General features: G+C 51.4%; 23 protein-coding genes and 2 pseudogenes. 15 read left to right on the forward strand and 10 right to left on the reverse strand.

From position 1 onward, the window contains the following. Window positions 1-19: 19 nt before the first annotated feature. Window positions 20-211, reverse strand: a complete 192-nt coding sequence (locus NR201_RS16835) for a hypothetical protein (RefSeq protein ID WP_233267992.1) — start codon at window positions 209-211, stop codon at window positions 20-22. Window positions 212-388: 177 nt separating this feature from the next. On the opposite strand from NR201_RS16835, the pseudogene NR201_RS16840 reads away from it, so the two are divergent. From NR201_RS16840 to NR201_RS16850, 3 genes and pseudogenes are all read left to right on the forward strand, one after another. After that, window positions 389-664 (forward strand): annotated as a pseudogene (locus NR201_RS16840) (SAM-dependent DNA methyltransferase); the annotation flags it as partial. Between the two features lie 119 nt (window positions 665-783). Beyond that, window positions 784-1,115 (forward strand): annotated as a pseudogene (locus NR201_RS16845) (type II toxin-antitoxin system RelE/ParE family toxin). After that, a complete protein-coding gene (locus NR201_RS16850; protein ID WP_022624282.1) occupies window positions 1,112-1,402 on the forward strand; it encodes a helix-turn-helix domain-containing protein in 291 nt (96 codons plus the stop codon). The pseudogene NR201_RS16845 and the gene NR201_RS16850 overlap by 4 nt, the downstream one beginning before the upstream one ends. A gap of 269 nt (window positions 1,403-1,671) precedes the next feature. Here the strand turns inward: NR201_RS16850 and NR201_RS16855 are convergent, their stop codons facing one another. From NR201_RS16855 to pqiB, 3 genes are all read right to left on the reverse strand, one after another. Continuing rightward, window positions 1,672-1,959, reverse strand: a complete 288-nt coding sequence (locus tag NR201_RS16855) for a type II toxin-antitoxin system RelE/ParE family toxin (protein WP_256849991.1) — start codon at window positions 1,957-1,959, stop codon at window positions 1,672-1,674. Continuing rightward, window positions 1,956-2,207, reverse strand: a complete 252-nt coding sequence (locus NR201_RS16860) for a type II toxin-antitoxin system Phd/YefM family antitoxin (RefSeq protein WP_039387444.1) — start codon at window positions 2,205-2,207, stop codon at window positions 1,956-1,958. The genes NR201_RS16855 and NR201_RS16860 overlap by 4 nt, the downstream gene beginning before the upstream one ends. A 140-nt stretch (window positions 2,208-2,347) precedes the next feature. Continuing rightward, window positions 2,348-4,000 (reverse strand): intermembrane transport protein PqiB, encoded by a 1,653-nt coding sequence (pqiB, locus tag NR201_RS16865; protein WP_256849992.1) that lies wholly within the window; start codon window positions 3,998-4,000, stop codon window positions 2,348-2,350. A 593-nt stretch (window positions 4,001-4,593) separates the two neighbouring features. On the opposite strand from pqiB, the gene NR201_RS16870 reads away from it, so the two are divergent. The 3 genes from NR201_RS16870 (at window position 4,594) to yahO (ending at window position 6,603) form a co-directional block, all read left to right on the forward strand. Then, window positions 4,594-4,920 (forward strand): DUF3302 domain-containing protein, encoded by a 327-nt coding sequence (locus tag NR201_RS16870; RefSeq protein WP_033759973.1) that lies wholly within the window; start codon window positions 4,594-4,596, stop codon window positions 4,918-4,920. Between the two features lies 1 nt (window position 4,921). Next, the gene (locus NR201_RS16875) at window positions 4,922-6,058 is read left to right on the forward strand and encodes an HlyD family secretion protein (protein WP_022624279.1); all 1,137 of its coding nucleotides are present in this window, start codon (window positions 4,922-4,924) and stop codon (window positions 6,056-6,058) included. A gap of 275 nt (window positions 6,059-6,333) precedes the next feature. Continuing rightward, window positions 6,334-6,603, forward strand: a complete 270-nt coding sequence (gene yahO / locus NR201_RS16880; protein ID WP_256849993.1) for a DUF1471 family periplasmic protein YahO — start codon at window positions 6,334-6,336, stop codon at window positions 6,601-6,603. Window positions 6,604-6,917: 314 nt separating this feature from the next. Here yahO and NR201_RS16885 read toward each other — a convergent pair whose 3' ends face one another. Both NR201_RS16885 and NR201_RS16890 read right to left on the reverse strand, forming a co-directional pair. Further along, the gene (locus NR201_RS16885; protein ID WP_033786327.1) at window positions 6,918-7,868 is read right to left on the reverse strand and encodes a sulfonate ABC transporter substrate-binding protein; all 951 of its coding nucleotides are present in this window, start codon (window positions 7,866-7,868) and stop codon (window positions 6,918-6,920) included. Window positions 7,869-7,963: 95 nt separating this feature from the next. Beyond that, the gene (locus tag NR201_RS16890) at window positions 7,964-9,853 is read right to left on the reverse strand and encodes a sigma-54-dependent Fis family transcriptional regulator (protein WP_163641611.1); all 1,890 of its coding nucleotides are present in this window, start codon (window positions 9,851-9,853) and stop codon (window positions 7,964-7,966) included. A 274-nt stretch (window positions 9,854-10,127) separates the two neighbouring features. Here NR201_RS16890 and ssuD point away from each other — a divergent pair, with 274 nt between their 5' ends. The 5 genes from ssuD to NR201_RS16915 all read left to right on the forward strand — a co-directional run bounded on the left by ssuD (window position 10,128) and on the right by NR201_RS16915 (window position 17,239). Next, window positions 10,128-11,300, forward strand: a complete 1,173-nt coding sequence (gene ssuD / locus NR201_RS16895; protein WP_256849994.1) for an FMNH2-dependent alkanesulfonate monooxygenase — start codon at window positions 10,128-10,130, stop codon at window positions 11,298-11,300. Between the two features lie 19 nt (window positions 11,301-11,319). Then, a complete protein-coding gene (locus tag NR201_RS16900; RefSeq protein WP_256849995.1) occupies window positions 11,320-12,732 on the forward strand; it encodes an FAD/NAD(P)-binding protein in 1,413 nt (470 codons plus the stop codon). A 68-nt stretch (window positions 12,733-12,800) separates the two neighbouring features. Next, the gene (locus NR201_RS16905) at window positions 12,801-14,210 is read left to right on the forward strand and encodes an LLM class flavin-dependent oxidoreductase (RefSeq protein WP_256849996.1); all 1,410 of its coding nucleotides are present in this window, start codon (window positions 12,801-12,803) and stop codon (window positions 14,208-14,210) included. 358 nt (window positions 14,211-14,568) lie between these two features. Further along, complete coding sequence (locus NR201_RS16910) at window positions 14,569-16,029, forward strand: MFS transporter (RefSeq protein ID WP_029519691.1); 1,461 nt, start codon at window positions 14,569-14,571, stop codon at window positions 16,027-16,029. Next, window positions 16,022-17,239, forward strand: coding sequence for a monooxygenase (locus tag NR201_RS16915; RefSeq protein ID WP_033781081.1), 1,218 nt, complete (start codon window positions 16,022-16,024; stop codon window positions 17,237-17,239). The genes NR201_RS16910 and NR201_RS16915 overlap by 8 nt, the downstream gene beginning before the upstream one ends. 294 nt (window positions 17,240-17,533) lie before the next feature. On the opposite strand, the gene NR201_RS16920 is transcribed toward NR201_RS16915, so the two are convergent. Then, on the reverse strand, window positions 17,534-18,004 hold the full coding sequence (locus tag NR201_RS16920; protein ID WP_033770116.1) for an SgcJ/EcaC family oxidoreductase: 471 nt from the start codon (window positions 18,002-18,004) through the stop codon (window positions 17,534-17,536). A gap of 934 nt (window positions 18,005-18,938) precedes the next feature. On the opposite strand from NR201_RS16920, the gene NR201_RS16925 reads away from it, so the two are divergent. Continuing rightward, window positions 18,939-19,976, forward strand: coding sequence for a tyrosine-type recombinase/integrase (locus tag NR201_RS16925; RefSeq protein ID WP_256849997.1), 1,038 nt, complete (start codon window positions 18,939-18,941; stop codon window positions 19,974-19,976). A gap of 436 nt (window positions 19,977-20,412) precedes the next feature. On the opposite strand, the gene feoB is transcribed toward NR201_RS16925, so the two are convergent. From feoB to NR201_RS16940, 3 genes are all read right to left on the reverse strand, one after another. Next, entirely contained in the window at window positions 20,413-22,740 is a 2,328-nt protein-coding gene (feoB, locus tag NR201_RS16930; protein ID WP_256849998.1) for a Fe(2+) transporter permease subunit FeoB, read from the reverse strand. Further along, window positions 22,740-22,964 carry a FeoA domain-containing protein gene (locus NR201_RS16935; protein WP_022624265.1) on the reverse strand — a complete coding sequence of 75 codons (225 nt, stop codon included), beginning with the start codon at window positions 22,962-22,964 and terminating at the stop codon, window positions 22,740-22,742. The genes feoB and NR201_RS16935 overlap by 1 nt, the downstream gene beginning before the upstream one ends. A 483-nt stretch (window positions 22,965-23,447) precedes the next feature. Beyond that, a complete protein-coding gene (locus NR201_RS16940; RefSeq protein ID WP_256849999.1) occupies window positions 23,448-23,828 on the reverse strand; it encodes a YgiW/YdeI family stress tolerance OB fold protein in 381 nt (126 codons plus the stop codon). A gap of 1,011 nt (window positions 23,829-24,839) precedes the next feature. Between NR201_RS16940 and NR201_RS16945 the strand changes: the two genes are divergently transcribed. From NR201_RS16945 to NR201_RS16955, 3 genes are all read left to right on the forward strand, one after another. After that, window positions 24,840-25,076 (forward strand): YgdI/YgdR family lipoprotein, encoded by a 237-nt coding sequence (locus tag NR201_RS16945; protein WP_010257065.1) that lies wholly within the window; start codon window positions 24,840-24,842, stop codon window positions 25,074-25,076. Between the two features lie 63 nt (window positions 25,077-25,139). Then, window positions 25,140-25,682, forward strand: a complete 543-nt coding sequence (locus NR201_RS16950) for a YfaZ family outer membrane protein (protein ID WP_033770122.1) — start codon at window positions 25,140-25,142, stop codon at window positions 25,680-25,682. 105 nt (window positions 25,683-25,787) lie between these two features. Further along, window positions 25,788-26,090: a hypothetical protein gene (locus NR201_RS16955; protein ID WP_029519489.1), complete on the forward strand. Its 303-nt coding sequence runs from the start codon at window positions 25,788-25,790 to the stop codon at window positions 26,088-26,090. Window positions 26,091-26,100: the final 10 nt, after the last annotated feature.

Genomic DNA, 26,100 nt, shown 5'->3' on the forward strand with positions numbered 1-26,100 from the left:
ATTTGCGGTAAACGGCGGGTCAGCAAAGCGGTTTTATCTTTGCAGCCAGCTCGCCAATATCGCTGACGATCAGATCAGGCACAGGCGCCAGCGGATACAGTGCCTGCCCTTTGCGGGTAACAAATGCAGTTTTCATGCCTGCACGTTTTGCTCCACCCACATCCCAGCCATGCGCAGCCACCATCATGCACTCTGAGACGGGCTTGCCCATCTCCTTCATCGCTTACTGATGCGCTGGAGAGACTCTATCCGCTGAAACAGGCATGCAATGAGAACGGGGACTGTGAAACGTTCATGTTTGCAGAAATGTACTGCGGCGGGATAACGGACATTTATGCCTGTATCGATGTGCGTTACTTCCGCCTGCTTAATTACACCCACATAACCGATGCTACCTTATGCAGATTGCCTGATTGAAGCCGGATTTAATCCATCAGTTCAGATGTCCGTCAGTTGATTTGATATTGATCCTGTCACGGTGGATATGGCGTTTATACAGCTTTCCCTGCTGGGCATTGCAGCCGAGGTTGTCACCGGTAATACGCTGACGCTGGAGTTTAACCGGGTGCGCTATACACCGGCTTACTATCTCAACGATTTTGAAGAACGTCTCAAAAGCCAGCGCCGGATCAAGGCGATGCTGGATTTTATCAGAGCAATGTAGGCCATGGACAAAACAGCAGGAAACTACATGGTAGGGAAGCAGTGGTTACGGGTTTGTATGGGGTGCATGAGTAATGCAGAAATTGCACAATATACGAAATTTCGTATAATGAGGTGATGATGCGTAAGAAAATCAGTTTTATTGACAGCAGTCTTGAGGATCTACGGCTTTCCCGGAAGAGGCCCGGACCGCATCAGGGTATCAGCTTGACCTGATCCAGCAGGGACTGGAGCCGGACGACTGGAAGCATTTTGCTACGGTAGGTCAGGGAGCACGTGAAATCCGAATCCGGGGTAATGACGGCATTTTCCGGATCATGTATGTCGCCAAATTTGAAGAAGCCGTGTATGTGCTGCACTGTTTCCAGAAAAAGACACAAAAGACCAGCCAGAGTGACGTAGAACTTGCCCGAAATCGTTATCGCCGATTGGTTGAGGAGCGTAAAAAATGAATATTCAGACTTTTGATAATGTGTGGGACGCTCTTAGCGAAACGCCAGAGCAGGCGGAAAATATGAAACTCCGCGCCGAGTTAGTAGGCCGCCTGAATAGCTGGATTAAACGTAATGGCCTGAATCAGGCCACTGCTGCTGCTGCGCTGGGCGTTTCACAGCCCAGAGTGTCCGAGCTGGCAGGAGGTCGGATCAACTGCTTTTCAATTGATAAGCTGGTCAGCATGATGTCACATGCCGGACTGCACATAACCAGTATTGAGATAAGCGAACCAGAGGAAGCTTGAGCTGCCTTTTTGCATCGCGCGAACTGCCAGGACGGTAGCCCCTTCGGGGCAGGATAAACCCGGTGCTGATGCACCGGCTATACCCTTTCACCTGACCGTCTTCATCCCTTCCCATCTGACGCTGATAGCTTGCCGTTTCTGCTATCAAGTGACACTACCAAATTGGCCATCTGCAGAAGTGCGCATAATACTAATTATGTTAAATAAGATGTCTGATTATCAATATCGCTTGAATTACGTCAATACTCATCGGACACAGCCCTCCCTCCCTACCGCATCCTTTCACTGGCAAGATGATAAACATCGCTGCGCTCGCGTTTACCCACAGCAACAACGGCAATCACCAGCTGATCGTCTATTACCTGATAAACCAGGAGAAACCCGGACGCTCTGAGTTTGATTTTATAGCAGTCTTTAATCCCACGTAGTCTGGCAGAAGGAATATGGGGATTATCACAACATTTCTTCAGTTTTTTGGCAAACTGCTGCTGGAGAGATTTGTCCAGCTTCTGCCACTCTTTAAAAGCCTCTTCCCTGAATTTGACGGTATAACTCACAAAAGCGCATCCAAATCGACATCAAGCAGACGCTGGCCGCTGCGTTCACTGACCAGCTTAACCAGTTCCTGATCGTCAAGGGCATCAAGCATCTGTTCATAAAGCTCAGCCGGGACGCAATAGAATGCAGGCTGGTTGCGGTTAAGAATGGCGACAGGATAACCGTCACCTGCATTAACCGTGGCCATCGGGTTTTTCTTCAGTTCGCTTACGCTGGCGCTGGTATCGCTTAAAATAATGTTTGGCATAGAGCCTCCAGGACTGCTTAACAGGTCTTTATAGTAGCAGCCTCAAGACCTGATAACCAGTCTCTTTCGGTAGATACAAATGGCTATGTTTGATGAACTGCAAAGGCTGAATGAGCCATTTGAAATGCCGGAAGATGGGGTTATTTTTCATTTCTCTTTTTCGCGCCGACAGGAACAGGATCGTCAGTTGCAGCATCCTGAATAATCAGCGCGTTGCTTTTATTATCTAAGGTCTTGAGAAGCGGCTGCAATTCTCTGAGCACAAGGTCCAGGCGCTGCATATCCCCCGTCAATTTTTGATATACGGGCGATCCAGGCTGAATACCTTTTATGCTGCGGCTGAGCTGTTGCAGGCTTTGCTGCATATCCTCAGACAGTGTTTTCATTGCAGGGCTGCTGATAAATCCATCAATATGCCTGAGCGATTTTTGTATTTCTGTCATGGTGCGCTGACTTTGTTTTAGCGTACCGGTCGCAACTGAAATCAGTGGCCGAAGCGGAAGGCTGTTCATCTTATCCACTATAGCCACAATCTTTTGCTGTATCTGGTTTAAACCACCAGGCGTTGTGGGGATGACTTTGTAACCCGCGACGATATCCGGTCCTTTGTCGGGTGCAACATTTGCATAATAGTCTAAGTCGATAAACAGCGAACCGGAAAGCAGACTGCCTGTTTTCAGGGAGCCTCTTAACCCCTGTTTTTTACCCAGCTGTAGCTTTTTCTCCAGGTCAAAGTCTTCCCTCATACCGCTCATGAATCTCTGGGGTTCAATGTGAATCAGTACGGGAACCTCATAATGGCTGCGAAAATTCTGGGTTATCTCTGGCGAGGTAAAAGGAACCTGAGCAACCGTCCCCAGGCGTATTCCACGAAACTCGACAGGCGCGCCTGCCTGAAGTCCGCGAACAGAATCGGAAAAGAACATCACGAAGTCGAGGTGTTCGGTATAACGTGAATTCGCGATGCTTCGCAGATCGTCATAAAGAGTATAAGTTGCTACGCCCTTAACCGGCTGGCTCAGGGCCACGCCTTCAGGCAGGTCAAAACTGACCCCGCCACTTAATAATGTGGTGATGGAGCCCATCTCCACGCGCATCCCGGATGAGGATAAATCCACAGCAATCCCACTATTCTTCCAGAAACGAACGTTTGAGGTGACAAGCTGATCAAAGGGCGAAGCGATAAAAACCTGATAACGCATCATCCTTTTTTCCATATCAAACCGGCTGTTCTCGACTGACCCGACACGCAGGCCGCGAAACAGTACCGGGTAGCCCGGCATGAGTTGCCCCGCTTCACGACTATTAAGCGTGATTCTGATCCCCTTTGCATTCGGTGAGGCCTGGGGAGGCGCATCTGACAGCCGATAGCGTTCCGGCGCTGGCCCCGGAGAACCTGGCTGTAAGGCTATATAGGCGCCTGAGAACAAGGTGCTTAAGCCCGTTATCCCTTCGAATCCAATTTCAGGCCTGACCACCCAAAAAGCGCTATTGCCGGTCAATAGTTTTTGCATATCAGTGTGCATGCGAACCTTGATCTCGACGTGCTTAAGATCGTCAGTAAGCTCGGTACTTTCAACGACACCCACATCAATGTTGCGGTTTTTTATTACGGTTTTACCTGCCTTAATCCCCTGTGCGTTTTCGGTCATCAGAATCACCAGAGGTCCCTGCTGGCTTTTATGGTAATACAATAAAAAGGCACCGATGAGCAGCGTGACAAAGGGAATGATCCAGACAGAAGACCATCTTTTGTTGGGGTTTACTTGAGCACTATCCGGCTTATCCGACAAAGTATGGACTCGTGTAAGAACAGAGTAACCTGTACTTTTCAGGGCGTTCTGTTGAAGAAGGATTCGATCTCAGGGCTATGTATTCGCTGGTCTTTCCTGAGGCCATGATAGTTAATCTCATCATTAAGCGTTAAATTTCGATAAGTCAGGATCATAAAATCTACTTTCAAACGGAGATGCATTATTTTCCAGTAAATAATGGATCGGATAATTCGCAACAACGTCGGGGCAGGAAAGTTAATAAGTATAAAGATATTTTTTAAATAAAGCTTTAGAAATACAAATCTGTGATCAACGTGTCATATTATTTTAATAAAATCAAATCAATCAGTTACCAACATCATGGAGGTTAACGACTCAAAATAAAGAGGAATAATCCTGCGTTTAAAGTCTAATAAATCCACTAAAATCATCACCAATGAACAGTATTGCCCACCTACGTCCTCGCTGAAGTGCCTAAAATCCCTGAGCGCTGCATGACTTTCTGGTATTGCGTCTGTCACCGAGGTATGTCAGGTTAACTCTTTTACGAATAGAAACATTCTTGCAGACGTTCTAATTTCACTTCGCATTCCAATTTAGCAGAGGCACCTATGTTCCTTAACTATTTTGCTTTGGGTATGCTGATCTTCGTTTTCATAATTATTTTTTATGGAATTATCGTTCTTCATGATATTCCCTATTTAATCGCAAAGTCCCGTAATCATCCTCATGCCGATGCCATTCACGTCGCAGGTTGGGTAAGTTTGTTTACACTGCATGTCATATGGCCTTTCCTGTGGATCTGGGCCACTCTTTATCGTCCGGATCGTGGTTGGGGTATGCAGAACCAGTACACTTCATTACTGGAACTGCAGCAGCGCGTAGCAGAACTGGAGCGTTTACAGGCTGATTCGAAACCGCTGCGACCGGAGCGATGATATGGATCTGCTCATTATTTTAAGCTACGTTGCGATAGCCTGGGCTGTTTTTAAAATATTTCGCATACCCGTCAATAAATGGACAGTGCCAACAGCGGCCCTCGGTGGCGTTTTTCTGGTCAGTGCGCTAATTCTGCTAATGAATTATAACCATCCCTATACGTCACTGGCACAAAAAGCGGTTGTCGCGATTCCTGTTACTCCACAAGTGACCGGTGTCGTAAATGAAGTTACTGATAAAAAAGAAGTGCTTATTAGAAAGGGAGAAATGCTCTTCACCCTGGATCAGACACGTTATAAGGTCCGCGTCGAAAGATTACAAGCCGACCTGAGCACCGCTATTAACAATATTGAAGCGATGAAAGGACAATTAAGCGAAGCCGTTGCCTACACAACCCATGTATCTGCTGAGCGGGATAGATTATTTCTGGACTATCAACGCTATCTCAAAGGCAGTAAGGCGAAAGTCAATCCATTCTCCGAACGTGACATTGATAATGCCAGGCAGGCATTTCTGGCGCAGGATGCCCTGGTAAAAGGTTCACTGGCGGAACAGGAGCAGCTCAGAAGCCAGTTGACCAGTGTATCAGGAGGAGAACAATCCCAGATAGCCAGTCTGCGCGCGCAATTAGCAGAAGCCCGGTATAACCTGGATCAGACAGTTGTTCGCGCACCCAGTGATGGTTATGTCACTCAGGTCTTAATCCGTCCCGGAAGCTACGCAGCCGCCCTGCCGCTGCGCCCGGTCATGATATTCATTCCTGTACAAAAACGTCAGATCATTGCTCAGTTCAGACAAAATTCCCTGCTTCGCCTGACGGCGGGAGATGAAGCAGAGGTCGTTTTTAATGCCCTTCCGGGACAGGTATTCTCAGGAAAACTGCTCAGAGTTTTGCCAGTGGTTCCAGGCGGAGCTTATCAGGCACAGGGAACGGTGCAATCACTGAGCCTTGCTTCAGGTTCTGATGGCGTATTAGCCATAATTGAATTAAACCCAAATCAGGACGTTGATGCATTGCCAGACGGCATATTTGCTCAGGTTGCGGTCTATTCTGACCACTTCACGCATGTTTCGGTCATGCGTAAAATTTTGCTGAGAATGACCAGCTGGGTGCATTACCTCTACCTGGATCACTGATGATGATAAATATATCCTTAACTTTCCATCGATTAACCGTTTGCCCCCTTTCAGAAGAAGTTAATCAGAACAGTTATGAGCGGCCTGACTTTGTAATAAGCCCTGATTTGAAATTACCCTGAAAACACGATGGGTGGTTAATTAAATTACTGATCGGTTATCACAAAACAGGATCGTAAATAAGCTTTTGAAATAGCTGTTTGCATTGAATATGCTATGTTTTAAATGTAGTTACGAATTCTAATCGTCTTTTATAACATTCCGAGGATACGCATATGAAAAAATTAATTTTTGGTGTGGTTATTTGCTCTTTATCGTTTGGCTCATTTGCTGCCGAAATGATGTCAATGAATGATTTTATGAAAGTGAAGGATCAGTATGAAAAGATAGGCGATATCTCAACATCAGGTGAGACCAGCCCTTCAGATGCAAAAGCGGAGCTATCAGAAATGGCCGATAAAAAAGGCGGCGATGTGTTCGTGCTGACCTCAGCCAATACGAATAACAAAATTAAAGGTACCGCTGATGTATACAAGAAAAAATAGCGAAATAACGAAGCTATCTGTCTGAAATACAGACTGAAATAGATGATTTTTTTCGGAGCCTCAGGAAATATGTTCTTAATACAGGTTAATCGATGCCCTTTACTAACGTAAAGGGCATCTTTCTTACAGCACCATCAGGACTTTAAACCGTTTTCAGCGAGGATGAGCTGAACGTCGGTGACAGGACCTTATCTGCCCAGGCTGATGCGCGGATAACACGTCACGCTAATCCGCCTGCACTTGATTAACTCCAGGCGATGACGTTATCAGCCGTCAGGCGAAGGTTCCGCTAATCAGCCGCCGCCCGCCTCCCCCTATTTCTTATCCAGCGACCAGGTTGCACTGCGGATATCGACCTTCACTGGTAACAGACCAATCTGGGTAAACTTATCGGCCAGAGCCTGCTGCTGCGTGAAGACTTCAGGTGTCATCCGCTCAGCCCCGAACGGCATCCTTGCCAGCGCCCGTTGCCAGATCGGCTGCGGCAGACCGGTTGAGGTGGACATGATTTTTGCCGCCTCTTCCTGATGTTGATTGGCCCAGGTACTTAGCGACCCAAGCTCATCCACCACCTGGCTGGCGATTTGCGGCCAGGTTTCCGCAAACTTACGGCTGGCAAGATAGAAGGTGTAGTGTGGCACCAGGCCTTCGGCATTTTTAATCAGCCGCGCGTGGGCGTTGGTTTCAACTTCTGCGTAGTAAGGATCCCAGATTACCCAGGCATCCACTGCACCGCGCTGGAAAGCGGCACGCGCATCCGCGGGTGGCAGATAGACCGGTGTAATGTCTTTATAGCTCAGCCCCGCCTGTTCCAGCGCAGTGACCAGCAGATAGTTAACGTCAGAGCCTTTATTCAGCGCCACGCGTTTGCCTTTGAGATCCGCCACGCTTTTAATGGGGGAGTCGGCGGGCACCACAATCGCCTCAGTTTTGGGGTTGGCGGGAGAATGTGCCAGATAAACCAGATCGGCCTGTGCGGCCTGAGCAAAAGTCGGTGGCGCGTCGCCGGTTGCGGCCAGATCGATACTGCCGATGTTCAGGCCTTCCAGCATCTGCGGCCCGGCCGGGAACTCAATCCAGTGAACCGCAATCCCCTGTTTTTTAAATTCCTGATCCAGCGTGCCGCGATATTTCAACAGGGCAAAGATATTGGCTTTCTGAAAACCAATGTTAACTGTTTCGGGTTTCTCTGCTGCTGCCTGGGTGTTGAACGCTAATCCCGCCTGGGCGGCAATAATCAATGCGCTAAGCAAAACTCTTTTCATCTCTCATTCCTGAGTCTGGTTGTTGTCAGCGCAACATAACAAACGCAGGTTGAAGCGCTTAGCGATCAAATGTTCGATGCTTAGCGAAAAAAACGCTATGGATGCCAGACCGACTCACGTACCCGAATGGCGCGACTCAATAGCCCCAGTGCATAGAAGCGGTCAGCGATGGTCTGCTGTTCCCGGATGATGGCCAAGTTCATGCGCTGGGTCTGGTGGCTGCGCCGCGCTAAGGCATGCATCAGTGAAGGCGCTGATATCCCGAGTTCGGTGGAGAGCAACGCAGCGGCTTCAGCACGGTGTGCATCGATGTAGCGGCCAGTCTGCTCCAGCGCGGTGAGCAGAACCTGCAGCAGATCGCCCGACTGCGCGGCGAACCCGCGTTCGGCAAGGTAAAACTGATGATTATTGACCCGGCCGGTGCCATCAGCGATCACCCTGAACTGTCCGCTGTTCTCTGCATCGCTGAGCAGCGGATCCCACATCATCCAGGCATCCACTGCGTTGAGATCGCTGGGCGTCAGCGGATATTTGGGCGGTGCATAGACGATGCGCACATCATCCAGCCCTAAACCCGCTTCATCCAGAATCTGCAGCAGCAGATAGTGAACGTTGGAACCACGATTCACGGCGATGCGTTTTCCTCTGAGATCGCCAATCTGCTGAACCGGGCTGCTGTTCGGTACCAGCAGTGCCACGCTCTGCGGCGCGGCGGGTTCCCAGGCAACATAAACCATCGGGCTGTTGCTGGCCTGCGCAAACAAGGGGGGAACTTCACCGGTCGTGCCGAAATCGATCTCCTGTTGGCTCAGCGCATGCAGAAGCTGCGGACCCGCAGGAAACTCACTCCACAGCACGCTGACGCCTCTATCGGCCAGCTGCTGTTCCAGTGACTGGCGCGCTTTCAGGATGCCGAGGTTGCCAAATTTCTGATAACCGATGCGCAGTTCCCGCTCCCGTTCGGGCTGCTGATTCAGAGAAGTGTCGCGCTGACGCAGTGAAGTGCGGCGCGGTTTAATCACCCCCAGATGGCCCAGTTGGGTGCGCAGCGTATGACGACTGATGCCAAGCAGCGCGGCGGCCTGCAGTTGATTGCCCTGAGTGAGTTCCAGCGCATTCTTTATCAGCGCCTCAATCACCCGGGGATAGAGCGGTGTTTCGCTCTGCTGCATCTGTTGCCGTAAAAACTGATCCAGCGCCTCCTCTCCCGGTGGTAACTCGCTACCCGTGAGGTTATTCAGCCGGAGCTGCTGCGGCGTGACCAGCGAGGTTTTGCTGAGCAGGACGGCATTATGCAGGGTGTTCTCCAGCTCGCGGATGTTGCCCGGCCAGCTGTAGTCCATCAGCGTGGCGACAGCATCTTCACTGAGACGTAACTGAGGTCGGCCCAGACGACGCGCATAGAGCTGCAGGAAGTGAGTGGCCAGCACCGGGATATCTTCGCAGCGCTGGCGCAGCGGCGGCAGCGTGACGCTGGCCACATTCAGCCGGTAGTAGAGGTCTTCCCGGAAGCGCCGTTCACGGATCGCCACCGCCAGGTCGCGGTTGGTGGCCGCAATGACCCGCACATTGACCTTTACAGCCCTGGAGGAACCCACACGGGTAATCTCACGCTCCTGCAGCACGCGCAGCAGCTTCACCTGCAGCGACGCACTCAGTTCACCGACTTCATCCAGCAGCAGCGTCCCGCCCTCTGCCGCCTCAAACCAGCCGCGATGCCGATCCTGTGCGCCGGTAAATGCCCCTTTCTCATGACCAAAGAGTTCCGACTCCGCCAGACTCTCAGTGAGGGCACCACAGTTGACCGCCAGAAACGGCTGTCTGCTGCGGGCGCTGTGATGATGCAGATAGCGCGCCATCACCTCTTTACCGGTGCCGGTTTCACCAATGATCAGCACCGTCGCGTCGGTAGGCGCAAGCTGATCCAGCACGCTTTTAAAGGCGCGCGATGCGGGGTCAATCAACTCAGGGCTGGCAATCTGCATCTCATTTACCGGGTTAACAGGAAAGCCATGACCATACCGCGTGGGTAACGCGGAAACGAGAGGCTAACCGGACCGGATTGTTGCCAATGCAGCAGACTGTAACTTTACCTGTCGCAAATGCAGCAATATTCAGCAAGAGAAAATATAAATATGTTATTGAATTGATGAGATAAATTTTAATAAACAGACTGGCACGCATCCTGCTAACACCTATATAACTAAAGAATTTATGCCTATGTATTAAATTCAAATATTGTTATAAAGGAATCTGCTAATGAGTCATGCGACACAGGAAAACCTCAACCTCTTCTGGTTTCTGCCCACCCATGGCGATGGGCGCTATCTTGGCACCACCGAAGGCGGCAGAGCTGTCGATTTACCCTATTTACAGCAGGTTGCGCTGGCGGCAGATAATCTGGGCTACTACGGTGTATTAATCCCGACCGGTAAGAGCTGCGAGGATTCCTGGCTGGTCGCCTCTGCACTGGCACCGATCACCAAAAAGCTGCGCTATTTAGTAGCCGTACGTCCTGGCCTGCAACCGCCAAGCCTGGCGGCGCGTATGGCGGCTACGCTGGATCGGCTTTCTGGCGGACGGTTATTGATTAACGTGGTCACGGGCGGCGATCCGGTTGAGAACAAAGGTGACGGCATCTTTCTGAGTCATGAAGAGCGCTATCAGGTGACCAGAGAGTTTCTTGAGGTCTACTCGCGCCTGCTGAAAGGCGAGAAGGTCGATTTTTCGGGTGAGCATATCCGCGTGGAAGGCGCTGAGATCCTCTTTCCGCCGGTGCAGGAAAATGGCCCACCGCTCTATTTTGGTGGCTCGTCTGATGCCGCTATCGACGTTGCGGCGAATCAGATCGACACTTATCTGACGTGGGGCGAGCCGGTTGAGCAGGTGGCGGAAAAACTGGCGGTGGTTAGTCAGCGGGCACATGAGAGTGGCCGTAGCCTCTCCTACGGCATCCGGTTGCATGTCATTGTCCGTGAAACCGAACAGGAAGCCTGGGCGGCGGCCGATCGGCTGATTTCTCATCTGGATGAAGAGACTATTGCCGCCGCGCAGAAGATCTTTGCCCGCATGGACTCAGCCGGACAGGCGCGGATGAGCGCGCTGCATCAGGGCTCGCGAGACAGCCTGCGCATTGGTCCCAATCTCTGGGCAGGCGTCGGCCTGGTGCGCGGCGGCGCGGGTACTGCGCTGGTGGGGAGTCCCAAGCAGGTAGCCGATCGCATCCGGGAGTATCAGGCGCTGGGGATCGAGAACTTTATTTTCTCCGGCTATCCGCACCTTGAAGAGGCGCACCGTTTCGCTGAACTGGTGATGCCGCTGTTACCGCTGGCTGCCAACGCCGAAAAGAAACAGCGCAGCGTGAACACCGGTCCTTTTGGTGAAACCATTGGCGGCGACCGTCGTCCTGATAAACAGGCCAGCGCCAGTTAACAGAAGAGAAGGTTCGCTTATGTCACAGCAGCAGATAGTCATTATCGGCGGTGGTTTTACCGGCACCGCGCTGGCGATCCATCTGGCCCGGGCTGGCCAGGCAGGGTTGCACGTGACGGTGATTGAACCACGAGCGCAGCTTGCTCAGGGTGTGGCATACGGCACTACCGATCCGGCCCACCGCATCAATGTGCCAGCGGCCAGAATGCAGCTCGCTGGGGATGAGGAGGGCATATTTGACCGCGACTATCGCGCATCGCCCGCCTTTCAGGCCGACCCGGACGCGTTGTGGCGTGACGGCAATGTCTACCCGCAACGCGGGGAGTTTGGTCGCTGGGTCAATGCGCAGTTTGTGCATCAGCAGCAGCATTCGCCGGTAAAACTTAGTCATCTGCGTGATAGCGCGGTTGCGCTGCAGGATGGTGTAGTGACCACAGCCTCAGGGCAGAAGATCCGGGCCGATCAGGTGGCGCTGGCCATCAGCCATCCACCGCCGGACCTGCCCGCACTGCTGAAGCCCTTACAGGGGCATCGCGGGTTGATTGCCAATCCCTGGCAGAATGGCGCGTTGTCACAGATCGCACCTGATGATCGGGTAGCGATTATCGGTTCAGGCCTGACCATGTCCGATGTGGTGGCATCGCTGCATCGCCAGCAGCATCGCGGAGAGATTACCGCCTTCTCACGCCGTGGACAGCTGCCGCGAGCCAACCTGAGCGGCAGCGATGAGAGCTACACCCTGGATTACAGTCAGCCGCAGCCCGCCAGCGCACGTGGCTGGTTACATCGGGTGCGTCAGGAGGTAAAACAGGCAGCCGCGTTAAATCTGCCCTGGCAGCTGGTGCTGGATGATATCCGCCGTAACGGCCAGCGTATCTGGCAGAGCCTTTCACTGCATGAGCAGCAGCGTTTTCTGCACCATCTTCGCCCCTGGTGGGATGTTCACCGCTACCGGATTGCCCCGCAGGTAAGCCAGATTCTCAACCAGCAGCAGGCGAGCGGTCAGTTGTCACTGCTGGCGGCGCGTCTGATGGGCGCGGAAGCGATGGGAAACAATCTTCAGCTGACGCTGCGCCGGCGTGGAGCGCAATCAGAAATCCGGGGGGTGGATAAAGTGATTGTCACCACCGGGCCAGCGCACAACGCACTGCTTAAAAGCAACGCGCTGCTGCGCCAGCTCCACGACGACGGCGTGATTCAGCCCGACCCGCTGGCGCTGGGCATTCAGGTTAACGCGCTGTCACAGACGCTGAATGCGCAGGGTGATGCCAATCCTCATCTCTATGTAGCCGGGCCTGCCGCGCGTGGTCGCTTTGGCGAACTCATGGGATTACCGCAGGTTGCAGAACACGCTGAGTCCGTAGCACGGCAGCTACTCTCCACTACGCCGCTGCCCCTCAGCGAGCGATGTCCCGGCTCACTCATCTACTGAACCACCCTTCCGGAACAATCACTAAAAGGTGGGCGGCAAGCGATTGCCGCATCCGCCCAGGAGTCGCTATGTCATCGCAACGTGAAATTCGCCTGAATGCTTTCGATATGAACTGTGTCGGTCATCAATCGCCCGGCTTATGGGCGCATCCCCGGGATCGCTCCTGGCAGTACAAAGATCTGGAGTACTGGACCGACTTAGCACGCCTGCTGGAGCACGGCAGGTTTGATGGACTGTTTATTGCTGATGTGCTTGGGGTCTACGACGTGCTCAATGGCAATAACCAGGCCGCGATTCGGCACGCCACGCAGGTGCCGGTAAACGATCCGCTGGCGTTAATCACGCCGATGGCGCTGGTGACGGAACATCTGGGCTTTGGCCTGACCGCCTCACTGTCGTTTGAACACCCCTACCCGTTTGCGCGGCGGATCTCGACGCTGGATCATCTGACCAAAGGCCGCATTGGCTGGAATATTGTAACCTCCTATCTGGAAAGCGGTGCGCGTAATATTGGACATCAGGCCCAGACCGATCACGATGCGCGCTACGACTATGCCGATGAATATCTGCAGGTTATCTATAAGCTGCTGGAGGGAAGCTGGGAAGATGGCGCGGTCCTGCGCGATCGTGAACGTCATATTTTCAGTGACCCGAATAAAATCCATCCGATTAATCATCAGGGTAAATTCTTCCAGGTGCCCGGCATCCATCTGTGTGAACCTTCGCCGCAGCGCACGCCGGTACTATATCAGGCGGGCGCCTCCAGCCGCGGTAAAGCGTTTGCGGCGGAGCATGCCGAATGCGTGTTCGTAGCGGCTCCTTCAAAAGTGCTGCTGAAGAAAACCGTGGCGGATATTCGCCGGAGAGCCGCTGAAGCGGGACGCGATCCCCGTTCCATACTGATCTTCAACCTGCAGACAGTCATTGTTGGCGAAACCGACCTGGCGGCGCAGGCCAAATGGCAGGAGTACAAGCGCTATGTCAGTTACGAAGGCGCGCTGGCGCTGATCTCAGGCTGGACCGGTATTGATTTCGGGCAGTATCAGCCGGATCAGGTACTGAAACATCTGCACACCAATGCGATTCAGTCGGCAGTTGAGACATTCTCCACTGCCGATCCTAACCGCCAATGGACGGTGCAGGGCCTGGCAGACTGGGTAGGCATCGGCGGATTTGGCCCGCTGCTGGTGGGCAGCGCCGAAACGGTGGCCGATGAGCTGCAAAGCTGGGTCGAAGAGACAGATGTCGATGGTTTTAACCTCGCCTACGCCGTGACGCACGAAACCTTTACTGACGTGGTGGAACTGCTGGTGCCGGAACTGCAAAAGCGTGGCGTCTACAAGCAGGAGTATCAGCCCGGTACGCTGCGTGAAAAGTTATTTGGCCAGGGGCCGCGGCTGGCGTTGCCGCATCCGGGTGCCGGTTATCGCCGGAGTGCTGGTGTTGAACAGCCAGCAGCAAAGGTGGAAGTTTCATAACAGAGACGGCTGGCTGCCCGGCATGAATAACCGGCGCATAGCAAAGTGCAAAGAGGCAAGAGTACGTCTTGTCGCCGGTAGATGGACAGGCATTATCGGACCGGTCATTGCTGTTAACCGTTGCTGAACCGGTCTGCCATGTGCTGCTGAAACCTCACCCGTTTCAGCAGTATAAAAACAACATTTCGCTGAATGCTACCGGATGAACTTTATATTTCATGCGGGGTCTGGTGTGGGCGAGATATAAATCTATCTTATTGAATTAATTATAATAGTTATCTGATTTTGTTGGTTGTTAACTATGCCAGTAATTCATATAAAACCCTCGTTACCTGCTGAATATAATAACGAGGATACGATGAGTACATTAGAAATTGACAACACCTTAACTGCGCCACCGCCTCACTCTCAACCGGTTCGATCGGTGAGTGATGTGGCCCGGCTGATCAACAGTAACACCGAAAAAAACAGCTATGCGCGCTGGATTGTTTTCCTGGCGCTGGGCGGCGTGTTTCTTGATGCCTACGATCTCACTACCCTCTCCTACGGCATTGATGATGTGGTGAAGGAGTTTGGTTTAACCCCGGTACTCACGGGCCTGGTGACGTCGTCAATCATGATCGGCACCATTGTGGGTAATCTGGTCGGCGGCTGGCTGACCGATAAATATGGCCGTTACTCAGTGTTTATGGCGGACATGTTGTTTTTTGTCGTCTCCGCCATTGCGGCAGGTCTGGCCCCCAACGTCTGGGTGTTGATTGGTGCCCGTTTTCTGATGGGCATCGGCGTCGGGATCGATCTGCCGGTTGCCATGGCCTATCTGGCAGAATTCTCTAAGTTCTCCGGCAAGGGCAATAAAGCATCGCGCCTCGCAGCCTGGTGCCCGATGTGGTATGCCGCTTCGTCTGCCTGCTTCTTTATTATTTTTGCACTCTATTTCCTGCTGCCCGCCGAACATATCGACTGGCTGTGGCGCGCCTCGCTGCTGTTTGGCGCCGTACCGGCGCTACTGATTATTGCGGTGCGCAGTAAGTTTATGAATGAGTCACCGCTGTGGGCGGCGAATCAGGGCGACCTGAGCGGTGCGGTGCGTATTCTGCGTGACTCTTACGGCATTGTTGCGCATGAGGAGCCGCCCGCTAAAACCGATGCGGTGAAAGCGACGCCGAAAGTGCGTTTCCGCGTACTGTTTCAGAAGCCTTATCTGGAGCGCACGGTCGTCAGTGCGGTGATGAACGTCTGTATTTCATTTGAATACACCGCCATCGCTTTCTTCCTGCCCTCTATCCTGGCGCAATTTCTCGGCGCGGGCGTATTTGAAACTATCTCTGCCTCGCTGGGACTGAATGCGTTGTTCGCCTTTACCGGCGGGCTGTTGGGGATGCGACTGGCGTGGAAATTTCCCTCACGGCATGTCGCAATCGCCGGATTTGCGCTGCAGTTTATCGCGCTGATTTCGCTGGCATTGATTGGTCATCCGCAGGCGACTGCTGGCGTGGTGTTTGCGGTGCTGATGCTGGGTTTGTGGCTCTTTGCAGAGGGATTCGGACCCGGCGCGCAGTTGATGATCTATCCGGCGCTCTCCTACCCGACCCACATACGCGCCACCGGTGTCGGCTTTAGTCGTTCGCTCTCCGGTGTGGGCAGCGCGCTGGCGCTGTTTATTCTGCCAATTTTGCAGGCGCGTTACGGCACCAATATGTTCTGGATTGTCTCGCTGGCCGCCCTTATCCCGATTATTTTCCTGTTAATCATTCGTTTTGAACCGACCCGACAGGACATCGATGAACAACCCGACTCAGGAGAGGATCATGTCTGAATTAAATCGTACCGAATTTGCCGAACTGGTTCAGCATTTCAGGCCGCTGTTCGCCCGCATCGCTGAGGGGGCATGTGCCCGTGAAACCGAACGCACACTGTTGCATGAGCCGATCAGCTGGCTGAAAGCGGCGCGCTTCGGCACCCTGCGTATCCCTAAAGAAGAAGGCGGCTTTGGGGTTTCGCTGCCGCAGTTATTTGCTCTGCTGACCGAACTGGCTGAGGCAGATTCGAACCTGCCACAGGCGCTGCGTGCGCACTTCGCATTTATTGAGGATCGCCTGAACCAGCCAGCCAGTGAGGATCGGCGTCGCTGGTTCCGCCGCTTTGTGGACGGTGAGCTGGTGGGCAGCGGCTGGAGCGAGATCGGCGCGGTGAAGCTGGGTGAAGTCAACACTCAGGTTTCTCCCGATGAGGGGGGATGGCGGATCAGCGGTGAGAAGTTCTACAGCACCGGCACACTCTATGCGGACTGGATTGATGTCTATGCTCAGCGCGCGGATAACGGTCGTGATGTGATTGCCCTGGTGAACACCCACCAGAATGAGGTGGAGCGCGATGATGACTGGGATGGCTTCGGGCAGCGACTGACCGGCAGTGGTACGACGCGCTTTCATCAGGCCCGGGTTGAACTGCCACATGTCTATGATTTCAGTGAGCGTTTCCGCTATCAGACGGCATTCTATCAGCATGTCTTACTGGCCACGCTGGCGGGCATCGGGCGGGCGGTGGTGCGCGATGCTGCTCAGGGCGTGGCGCAGCGTAAGCGTATTTACAGCCACGGTAATGCGCCGCAGGTGAAGCAGGATGTTCAGGTGTTGCAGGTGGTCGGTCAGATAAGCAGCTGGGCATGGGCAGCCGAAGCCGCCGTCGACCGGGCGACCCATTCGTTGCAGCGGGCATTTGAGCTGCAACTGAGTGGCGCAGATGAGGCACAGCTTCATGCGGCAAATGTGCTGGCCGAAGTAGAGTCCGCTCAGGCACAGGCGGTGGCCGTTGAGCTGGTGACGCGTGCGGCAACAGAATTCTTCAATGCGCTGGGTGCATCTGATACCCGAGTCAGCAAGGCACTCGACCGGCACTGGCGTAATGCACGAACGGTGTCGTCGCACAATCCGGTGATCTACAAGCTACGTAACGTGGGTGACTGGGAGGTGAACGGCACCGATCCGACCTTTATCTGGCAGATAGGCAATGGAAATGGCGTATAAAACCGCTGTTTCATGGGCAGATATTTGCGTTTGGGAATTGATCAGCCTGCAATGGAAGCACCAAACCGACAGGTTTCAGTTTATTCGGATGGGAAACTGACGCTGGCCATTTAATAGCACTTATACTGTAAGTAATACAGGAAACAGACACGCTAAATGCGAAGAATATTAATTGCCATTTATTAAGTATGAGTCAGGCGTTATTATCTTCAAGCCCGAACGTTTATTTTCGCGTAAAGGGAAAAGAGCCAGCATCACATCATGACGCTGGCTATTTTTTCATCAGCGCGTCTGTTAAGGCTTGCTTACAGGCTCTGGCATAGCTGAAGAGTGATGGGTTGAGATTTTCCAGCCCTTACCATCCCAGACATAAGTGAAGGTGTAACGTGCTGTGACGTGCGTGTTATCTTTAAAAGTAAATGTATAAACGCCGGTATCAATCGCTTTATTACAACCAATTCTGATAGTCCGGGAATCAATTTTACCGCTCGGCCCTTTTTTCAGGAAATCTTTAAAATAATCGATACGTTCCTGATCGGTCAGACGTACCTGATTTGAAATGGTCGGCAGCAAAACGGCATCGCTGACATATAATTCAGAGACTTTTGTTGCATCACCGGTTGCCAGAGAGTCATTCCAGGCGTCAAACAGGTTGGCCACATCCTGCTCTGAGGCTCTGACACAGGTCACTGACTGTTGTGCCTGCGTAACAACTGGGGCGCAGGAAAGACCTAAAAGACACAGCGATAATAACGTTTTTTTCATGAAAATATCCTCATATTTACCCTGGGTGAAGCCAGCGTTCTGTGCGTTCTTCCAGACGCCGCCATAAAATGTGTATAACTCGTTAATACGTCTTAATCCGGCTGATCAGCCAGAATAATACTGCTGCGATAAATACATTAGCCGCTTTATTCGATTAAAAAGCTGATGCATATACTTATCGACGCTTTTGATATGCAGGGGAACAAGATAGATGAAAGGAAGTGCTGTCTGGTATTTAAATCGGCGATAAGCTGTTATTTAGTTTTTTGTTCTGAGGGTTAATGCCTGGATCTCTTGTGGTAGCGTAAATGACATGTCGCCTGTTCAGAACTATGAACGTAATATCGGAAAGTTGTGTTTAATTTATGTACTCTATAAAAATTTTAAAAGGATATTGCCTTTGAGCAGTGTTATATGGAACCTTTTTATGAGTTATTAATTTAACTGACTAACTAATTAACGTAGTCTGCCATTTTTCAACATCTCTATTTTGATGCTCCTGGTCATTATTGCGCTGGGAAAATAAAGCATCGTGATGCGCTGATTTAATTAAATAATGATTAAACCGTTCATAGCTTGGTTTAAACGCGCCTTAGTTTGAGACATTTTTTTTGCATCGTGGTTTCACTTGAACAACTCGCAGTGAGTTACGTTCAGCTATCGATAAAGCGTGTGACCTATACCTTCCCTGACTGACTGCGATGAGCGTCGATCCGTTAAAAGCCAGACGGGATCAGTTACGATATACTAACTTCGTATAATTGTTCTTATACGAAGTCATGACATAGGGATGGTGCCGGGTTAAGATGGATAGCAGTAAAGTTCGCCCTGAAAATGACAACGCTACGTAAATTCTGACCGGTTATCCCCCTGCTTAGTTCTCAGAATTAACGTAGCGCGATCATCGGCGTCTTTGGTTGATAAGTGAGCAAATATGAGTGAGTTAGTGCCGTTAACCCCTCTGACGGTTGACCGGAATAGCGATATCACCGAGCGGCTCCGGCAATTCGTTCAGGATAAAGAGGCTTTCTCACCTAACACCTGGCGACAGCTGCTTAGCGTAATGCGAATCTGCAATCGCTGGTCGGAAGATAACCAGCGCAGCTTCCTGCCGATGAGCGCAGACGATTTGCGTGACTATCTCTCTTTTCTGGCTGAAAGCGGCCGGGCCTCCTCAACCGTCACTTCACACGCGGCGTTAATTTCGATGTTACACCGTAACGCTGGATTGCCGGTGCCCAATGTCTCTCCGCTGGTTTTCCGGACGATGAAGAAGATAAACCGTGTGGCGGTGATCAACGGAGAGCGGGCAGGCCAGGCCGTGCCCTTCAGGCTGGGTGACCTGCTGGCGCTGGATGAAGAATGGTCAGGTTCTGATAACCTTCAGGCGCTTCGCGATCTGGCTTTTTTACATGTGGCTTATGCAACGCTACTGCGTATCAGTGAACTGTCGCGTTTGCGGGTGCGGGATGTGATGCGTGCCGGCGATGGTCGCATCATTCTGGATGTGGCATGGACAAAAACTATTGTGCAGACCGGCGGATTGATTAAGGCGCTCAGCGCCCGTTCAACTCAGCGACTGGAAGAGTGGATTGAAGCGTCAGGGCTATCCAGCCAGCCTGATGCCTGGCTGTTTACTGCAGTACATCGGTCTGGCCGGCCACTGATTGCCGAAAAGCCGATGAGCACAAGGGCACTGGAACAGATATTTAGCCGTGCATGGCGTACTGCCGGAAAAGAGGGCGGAGTAAAGGCCAACAAAAATCGCTACACCGGCTGGAGTGGCCACAGCGCAAGGGTGGGTGCTGCGCAGGATATGGCCGATAAAGGCTATCCGATTGCCAGGATCATGCAGGAAGGCACGTGGAAAAAACCAGAAACACTGATGCGCTATATCCGCCATGTGGATGCACACAAAGGTGCCATGGTGGAGTTTATGGAACAATACGGTGACCCTGATTATCCTGACTGATGGCCTCCTGAAAAGAGAATAAAGCCCTTATTCAGGCTGAAGTTATCCACAGAAAAAGTGGACAGCCTGTGTGTAAGCCGGTACGGATTATCACTGTGTTGGCCATCCACAGAGCTCATCCGGCTGATTTAGTTGATTTATTCTTACTGTCATACCGCATGCTGCAAATCTGTCTGCAAAACAGGAGCCGCTATCCCTAATAAGGGCATGCTGCAGTGCATGGTCAGAGTTGCTTTGGTAAACATCTGCCTTCAGCGGGAAGGATAATGCTTCTGGCCGGGTTAATTGTCATGTGGCCGTTGTCACTGCTCATACGCTAATCATCCCACTATTCTGGCTTCAAATCGTAAGAACAATCAACAGGACAATCCTCACCTGTCCGCTGCGGCCAGAAATCGCCGGCAGCGGAAAGAGTGAATGTCATCAGTACTTATTTTTACCGGGCAAAGCCTTTCTGCTTATCACAGCCGCCGTGGCAGCCGCTGCAACTCCCCTTTTCCTCCCTGAGCATGACCGGTATTGACTGCACCCGGCTTCCCGCTTTTCGCAATGCCAGCAGGATGATTCCGTTCAGCACCAGCACAATTATCAGGCAGGTCGCACTGAATGCAGGATGGTCGGCAAAAGTGACGGTCTGGTAAAACAGCGTGGCGGTGGCGTAGGCAATATTGAGTCCCCAGAAGAAGGAGAACATCATCCATTTTTTACCGGCTTCCCGCGCAATAGCCCCCATGACCGAGACGCAGGGAACATAAAGCAGGACAAAAATTAAGTAACTGTAAGCGGCAAAGCCACTGCCAAATTTGGCTGACATCACGCCCATCGAACCAGTCGCCATCTCACCATCGCCTTTACTGGCATCGATGGGATGGGCCAGCGCATCAATTCTGAAGGCAGCCGTTAACCCCGCCCAGGTCTCTGTCAGCGCCTCTTTAAGCTCACCAGGCAGGTCAAAAGCCTGCGGATCAAATGGACTGCTCTGGATTGCCTCTGTGGTGTAAAGGCTGTTGAGCGTGCCGACCACGACCTCTTTCGCCATGATGCCGCTCACCAGCCCCACTGTTGCCTGCCAGTTATCCTGAGTGACCCCAATCGGCAACAGCACGGGGGTGATCGCTTTGCTGGTCGCCGCCAGCGCAGAGTGGTTAATGTCATTAACCATCTGGCCATTAAAGGCAAAACTGCTCAGTACGCCAATCAGCATGCTCACCAGGATAATCACCTGTCCGGCTCGCACCACAAACATTTTCAGCCGTTGCCAGGTCTGCAACAGCAGGCTTTTGAGGTGAGGCCGGTGATAGACCGGCAATTCCATGATAAACGGCGAGGCTTCTCCGCCCAGCAGGGTATGCTTAAGCACCAGCCCGGTCGCGATGGCCACCACAATGCCCAGCAGATAGAGGGAGAAAACCAGGCTGGAACTGTGGGTGTTAAAGAATGCCGCCGCGAAAACCGCAAAAATCGCCAGCCGTGCGCCACATGACATAAAAGGCGCAATCAACACCGTCAGCAGACGCTCACGCGGTGTATCCAGCGTCCGTGTCCCCATGACCGACGGGACATTACAGCCAAAGCCGACAATCAGCGGCACAAAGGATTTTCCCGGCAGGCCCAGTGACTGCATCAGACGATCCATCACAAAAGCGGCGCGCGCCATGTAGCCGGAGTCTTCAAGGAAAGCGAGGAACAGGAACATCAGGCCAATCTGCGGAATGATCGGCAGCACGGTATTGATACCGGCACCGATACCCTGCGCCAGGAAAACCGTCAGCCAGTCAGGGAAGTGGCAGACATAGCCCAGCCATTGCGCACCATGAATGAATATCGCCACCGAACTGCTGTCGAACAGTGGCTGTAGCGCAGCACCGATGTTAATTGAAAGCACGAACATTACATACATCACCGCCAGGAATATCGGAATGCCCAGCCAGCGGTTCAGCACAATTTTATCGATCCTGCGGGTCAGACCGGCGGGCATAGCCTGATGAATGTTACTCACTGCCGCGCAAAGGGTATTGATGGTGCGATAGCGGTAATCGGCAATCTGTACGCCGGTCTCTCCACCGGCCTGCTGCATAATCTCGGGCAAATGCGGAACCAGCGTCGGACAAAGTTTCTGACTGTTGATATCCCCTTCCAGCAGTTGCAAGGCCAGCCAGTAGCGTTTTTGTGGGGCTATGGCGGCGGGCATCTGTTGGCAGAGCTGCTCAATGGCCGTTTCAATCGCGGCCGGATAACGTACCCGTTCCGGTGCTCTGTAAATATGGGGCTGGTCAATCAGCGCTTTGAGCTGGGCAATGCCATCACCTTTGGTTGAGGTCAGTGAAACGACCGGACATCCGAGATGAGCTGACAGTGCTGCGACATCAATAGTGATGTTCTGGCTGGCGGCAATATCCTGCATGTTCAGGGCGACAATGCAGGGTACGCCCAGTTCCAGCAGCTGAAAGGTCAGGAACAGATTACTTTCCAGACTGGAGGCATCGACGACGTTAATCACCACATCGGCGTGATCCTGATAGAGATACTGGCAGGCGATGCTCTCATCTATCGAGCTTTCAGCAGATAGCGTTGTCAGCGATCGGGTGCCTGGCAGATCAATAAGCCTGACATCTGACTGCGCGGTAAAAAATTGACCCTCTTTGCGCTCAACTGTGACGCCAGCCCAGTTCCCGACCCGCTGTCGGGCACCGGTGAGCTGGTTAAACAGCGTGGTTTTGCCGGTATTAGGGTTACCAATCAGCCCGATGGTTATCTTCTTCATCAGACGATTTCCTCCAGGATGATGTCATCCAGGTCACGCTGCCGCACCGCCAGGCTGACACGGCGGGTAGAGATCTGCACCGGATCGCCCATTGGCGCCACGCGAATGACCTCAATAACTGCGCCGGGAAGCATGCCCATTGTCAGTAATTTCTGGCGCCAGGCGGAATTTACCGATGGCTGATAGCCAAGGATCCGGTAGGTGCTGCCCATATTCATTGCCATATCACGCCCTGCCTAAAAGTAAGAAGCACTCATTCTATAAATGATACTCGTTTCGGTTTTTGATCTGGCATCGGGCAGGCAGAAGAAAACTGCCGTCAGGGTCAACGGCAGGTCAACAGCGCATTAAATGGGGGTTCTTCCAGGCGCGGGTTCAACAGTTAAAGGCGGATGTGGAGAATGTTGAATCATTCCCGCACTCTACATTTAGTTACATCATTCAATATACCGTAAGTAACTATTACGGCCCTTCGGGCCGTGCGGGGCGGCTAGTCAATGAGCACTCGGATTCACAGAACGGCTCCGTTCAGGTTTAATCAAAAAAACCAATCTGGCAGGATATCGCCGGTAACGTAATCTGCTCAAATAGGGTGTTGTAACTAAATTGCGGCTGCTGTAATGAAAGAAAGGCGTCCTGGAAGGATCATTTTCACAATGGCAGTGCCCTGATTTTCAGGCCACCACCAGGTGATGAGCGAATAAGGATTACTTAAGAACCCGAACCGTTTTTACATCAATCTCAACACTGTTCCAGTCTTTATCAACTTCACCTTCAAGACGGACTTTATCACTCGGTGATAACGATTGTCCCATCCAGTGCTTGTCATCAATATCGACATTAATCGTTCCGGTAGCATCTTTGAACTCATAAAGTTCATGCCCCACTTGTCTGATGATGTTACCTTCCAGAACGACCCATGCGTCATCACGCAGCGTCTTAACCTGAGCGACAGAAGAGACGCCGGGTGTCGGACCTTTAAATCCGCCCTGAGAATACCCCTGCCCTGCTGGATTAACAAAACCTTCCTGTGCAGCAACTCCAAAACTCATACCGGCAAACAATGCTGCTAAAAGAAACTTTTTCATATTTATCTCCGTTAAAATTGTCGGGCTAATTTACGATGCAGATCTTAACGGGATCTTAAGAAAAGTGATTACCTCCATGTGTTTTAAAAATGTAATGAGCATGATGCGCACGATAAATCCGCATCAGAAAAACAATCAAAGTTAAATCCATGTTGTTAACAAAATAAATTGATAGATAAACAGTTACGTGAGAGCTGAACTTTTAACATTCACTGTATTATGGTCATTGTTACGCTTTCACTTTGCATCATTTCTTATAAATCCCATAGCTAACATGTCTGTTAACAGATATTATTTCCTGGCATAGATATATCCCAGTATTAAAACATTATGTATCGCAGTTTTGCTCATTAACTATTTTTTTCTTTTTACAACCACTCAACTGAGTGGTTTTTTTCTATGCCTGGTTCCCGATGATAGTAACAGAACCCAGTAACGCTGCGTATGCAGTGTATCGACAACGGATTCCATTCGGAATGCAGCCCTTTCTGGCATTAAAAGGGGAAGAATGTTGCCTGATACTGTCTGAAAATGCATAAACAGAAGAGGAGAGTGGTTAAAGGCCGATATGCTTTGCAACTTTCTCAGAGAGTGGTGATAGCCTGATGCCCACCCAAACTGACAAGAGATAAAGGAACATGCGGAATTTACCGAAGTTCGGAGATTCGCCAGCGTGAGCCTACGAGTAAATGAGTTTAATTCAGTCTTTGAGCATCAGCCTGTCCTTCTTTCAGATTCATTTTTGCGGATTCGAGCTTAAGTTTCTTTTCCTCTACCTTGCTGGTTTTCTTCCTGATTCTCTCAATACGACCTTCTGCCTTCGCTTCCGCAAGTACTGGTCGCAAAACAATCAATACCCGCCATGGTTGCTTACTCCTGAGCAACCCATGATATTGATCCAGATCATTATCATCCTGATAAAGAGGCAAACAGCCGGATTGTTAGCATGTCGTTTAACAATCATAGCGAATAATGCCGCATCTTCTTAAAAAGAAACGACAGGAAAGTAAAATGACATCTTTTAATTCTGGCAAGAAATTCGCTTTTGCTATAGCGATGATAACTTCTGTTATGTCCCTTTCCGCCTGCTCAAGCAATTATGTGATCTCCACCAACGATGGGCACATGATTACGACTCATGGCAAACCCGCAAAAGATAAAGAAACAGGCATGATCTCTTATAAAGACACGGATGGAAACATGCATCAGTTACAACAGCACGATGTTAAAGAGATTGTGCAAAAGTAATCCTGCTTTAATAGCAATCTTAATCATTATCCTGAAAATCTGATTCTGTGGAAAAACTGAGCAATGAAAATTTCTGTAATTGGCTTTGGCTTATTATTGTGTGCATCCTCCTCAGCCATGGCCATTGGCCTGAATGCCGAACAAAGTAAAAACACCTCGGTGCTGGACGCAGAAATCGGCCGTTCATCTGGCGGGCTTTATGTTGATGGTCAGTGGATCAAAAATACGGCGGATGGTGTTCAGATTGGTCAGGCGGGTACCGGTTATAACCTTGAAATTGGACCTGTGATGCTGACGGCTGGCGTTAAAGCCGCTTACATCGGCGGCAAAAAAGGAGATAACGGCGTTGCGTTTCCTGTTGGCGGCGGTGTGAAAATCAATCTGCCCGCTAATTTTGCGTTGTATGGAGAAGGTTATTCCGCCCCGGAACAGCTGACCAACAGCGTTAAGAATTTCGTTGAGGCCAATGGCGGTGTCAGCTGGTCACCTGTGGATCCACTGGTGTTAAAAGTGGGCTATCGCTATGCGGGTGTTGATGGCAAAGATGGACGTCCGGGTCATACCCTGATCGATGGTCCCTATATCGGTGGCGGCCTGACATTTTAACGTCGGATGACTCTTCCCTTTTTTTGTGGTGAGGAAACCCTGCCGATCGGTTTCCTTACTCAATCACTCGTCTCAACTCAGGCGGGGAGCACTGAGAAACAGATTATGAAACCTCTTATGCTGATGTTATTTACTCTCTGTCTGACCGGATGTGTGCAGTATAAATGGGTCAAGCCAGATGCATCTGAACAGCAGGAAACAATAACGGAAACAGCCTGTCGGGCCCAGGCACTGCGGGATTTACCCCCTGACAATGTCGTTAGCGGTAAATACACCTCAAAAGACAGTAAATATAAAACCACTGACACCGATTACTCCACCAGCGACGCCAATGAAAGCCAGCGAGAGATACTGGTTAAAGATTGTATGTTTAAAAGAGGCTGGCAACAGATCGAGGTACAGCAATAGCCCCATTCCC

It is taken from the genome of Pantoea sp. Fr-CA_6, assembly GCF_024520895.1.
Lineage (GTDB): Bacteria > Pseudomonadota > Gammaproteobacteria > Enterobacterales > Enterobacteriaceae > Pantoea > Pantoea agglomerans.

Bases quoted from the DNA above. Each gene is read 5' to 3' on its own strand.
- NR201_RS16835 (WP_233267992.1), bottom strand. From the start codon at position 211: ATGGGCAAGCCCGTCTCAGAGTGCATGATGGTGGCTGCGCATGGCTGG.
- NR201_RS16850 (WP_022624282.1), top strand. From the start codon at position 1,112: ATGAATATTCAGACTTTTGATAATGTGTGGGACGCTCTTAGCGAAACG.
- NR201_RS16860 (WP_039387444.1), bottom strand. From the start codon at position 2,207: ATGCCAAACATTATTTTAAGCGATACCAGCGCCAGCGTAAGCGAACTG.
- NR201_RS16870 (WP_033759973.1), top strand. From the start codon at position 4,594: ATGTTCCTTAACTATTTTGCTTTGGGTATGCTGATCTTCGTTTTCATA.
- NR201_RS16875 (WP_022624279.1), top strand. From the start codon at position 4,922: ATGGATCTGCTCATTATTTTAAGCTACGTTGCGATAGCCTGGGCTGTT.
- yahO (WP_256849993.1), top strand. From the start codon at position 6,334: ATGAAAAAATTAATTTTTGGTGTGGTTATTTGCTCTTTATCGTTTGGC.
- NR201_RS16885 (WP_033786327.1), bottom strand. From the start codon at position 7,868: ATGAAAAGAGTTTTGCTTAGCGCATTGATTATTGCCGCCCAGGCGGGA.
- NR201_RS16890 (WP_163641611.1), bottom strand. From the start codon at position 9,853: ATGCAGATTGCCAGCCCTGAGTTGATTGACCCCGCATCGCGCGCCTTT.
- ssuD (WP_256849994.1), top strand. From the start codon at position 10,128: ATGAGTCATGCGACACAGGAAAACCTCAACCTCTTCTGGTTTCTGCCC.
- NR201_RS16900 (WP_256849995.1), top strand. From the start codon at position 11,320: ATGTCACAGCAGCAGATAGTCATTATCGGCGGTGGTTTTACCGGCACC.
- NR201_RS16905 (WP_256849996.1), top strand. From the start codon at position 12,801: ATGTCATCGCAACGTGAAATTCGCCTGAATGCTTTCGATATGAACTGT.
- NR201_RS16910 (WP_029519691.1), top strand. From the start codon at position 14,569: ATGAGTACATTAGAAATTGACAACACCTTAACTGCGCCACCGCCTCAC.
- NR201_RS16915 (WP_033781081.1), top strand. From the start codon at position 16,022: ATGTCTGAATTAAATCGTACCGAATTTGCCGAACTGGTTCAGCATTTC.
- NR201_RS16920 (WP_033770116.1), bottom strand. From the start codon at position 18,004: ATGAAAAAAACGTTATTATCGCTGTGTCTTTTAGGTCTTTCCTGCGCC.
- NR201_RS16925 (WP_256849997.1), top strand. From the start codon at position 18,939: ATGAGTGAGTTAGTGCCGTTAACCCCTCTGACGGTTGACCGGAATAGC.
- feoB (WP_256849998.1), bottom strand. From the start codon at position 22,740: ATGAAGAAGATAACCATCGGGCTGATTGGTAACCCTAATACCGGCAAA.
- NR201_RS16935 (WP_022624265.1), bottom strand. From the start codon at position 22,964: ATGGCAATGAATATGGGCAGCACCTACCGGATCCTTGGCTATCAGCCA.
- NR201_RS16940 (WP_256849999.1), bottom strand. From the start codon at position 23,828: ATGAAAAAGTTTCTTTTAGCAGCATTGTTTGCCGGTATGAGTTTTGGA.
- NR201_RS16945 (WP_010257065.1), top strand. From the start codon at position 24,840: ATGACATCTTTTAATTCTGGCAAGAAATTCGCTTTTGCTATAGCGATG.
- NR201_RS16950 (WP_033770122.1), top strand. From the start codon at position 25,140: ATGAAAATTTCTGTAATTGGCTTTGGCTTATTATTGTGTGCATCCTCC.
- NR201_RS16955 (WP_029519489.1), top strand. From the start codon at position 25,788: ATGAAACCTCTTATGCTGATGTTATTTACTCTCTGTCTGACCGGATGT.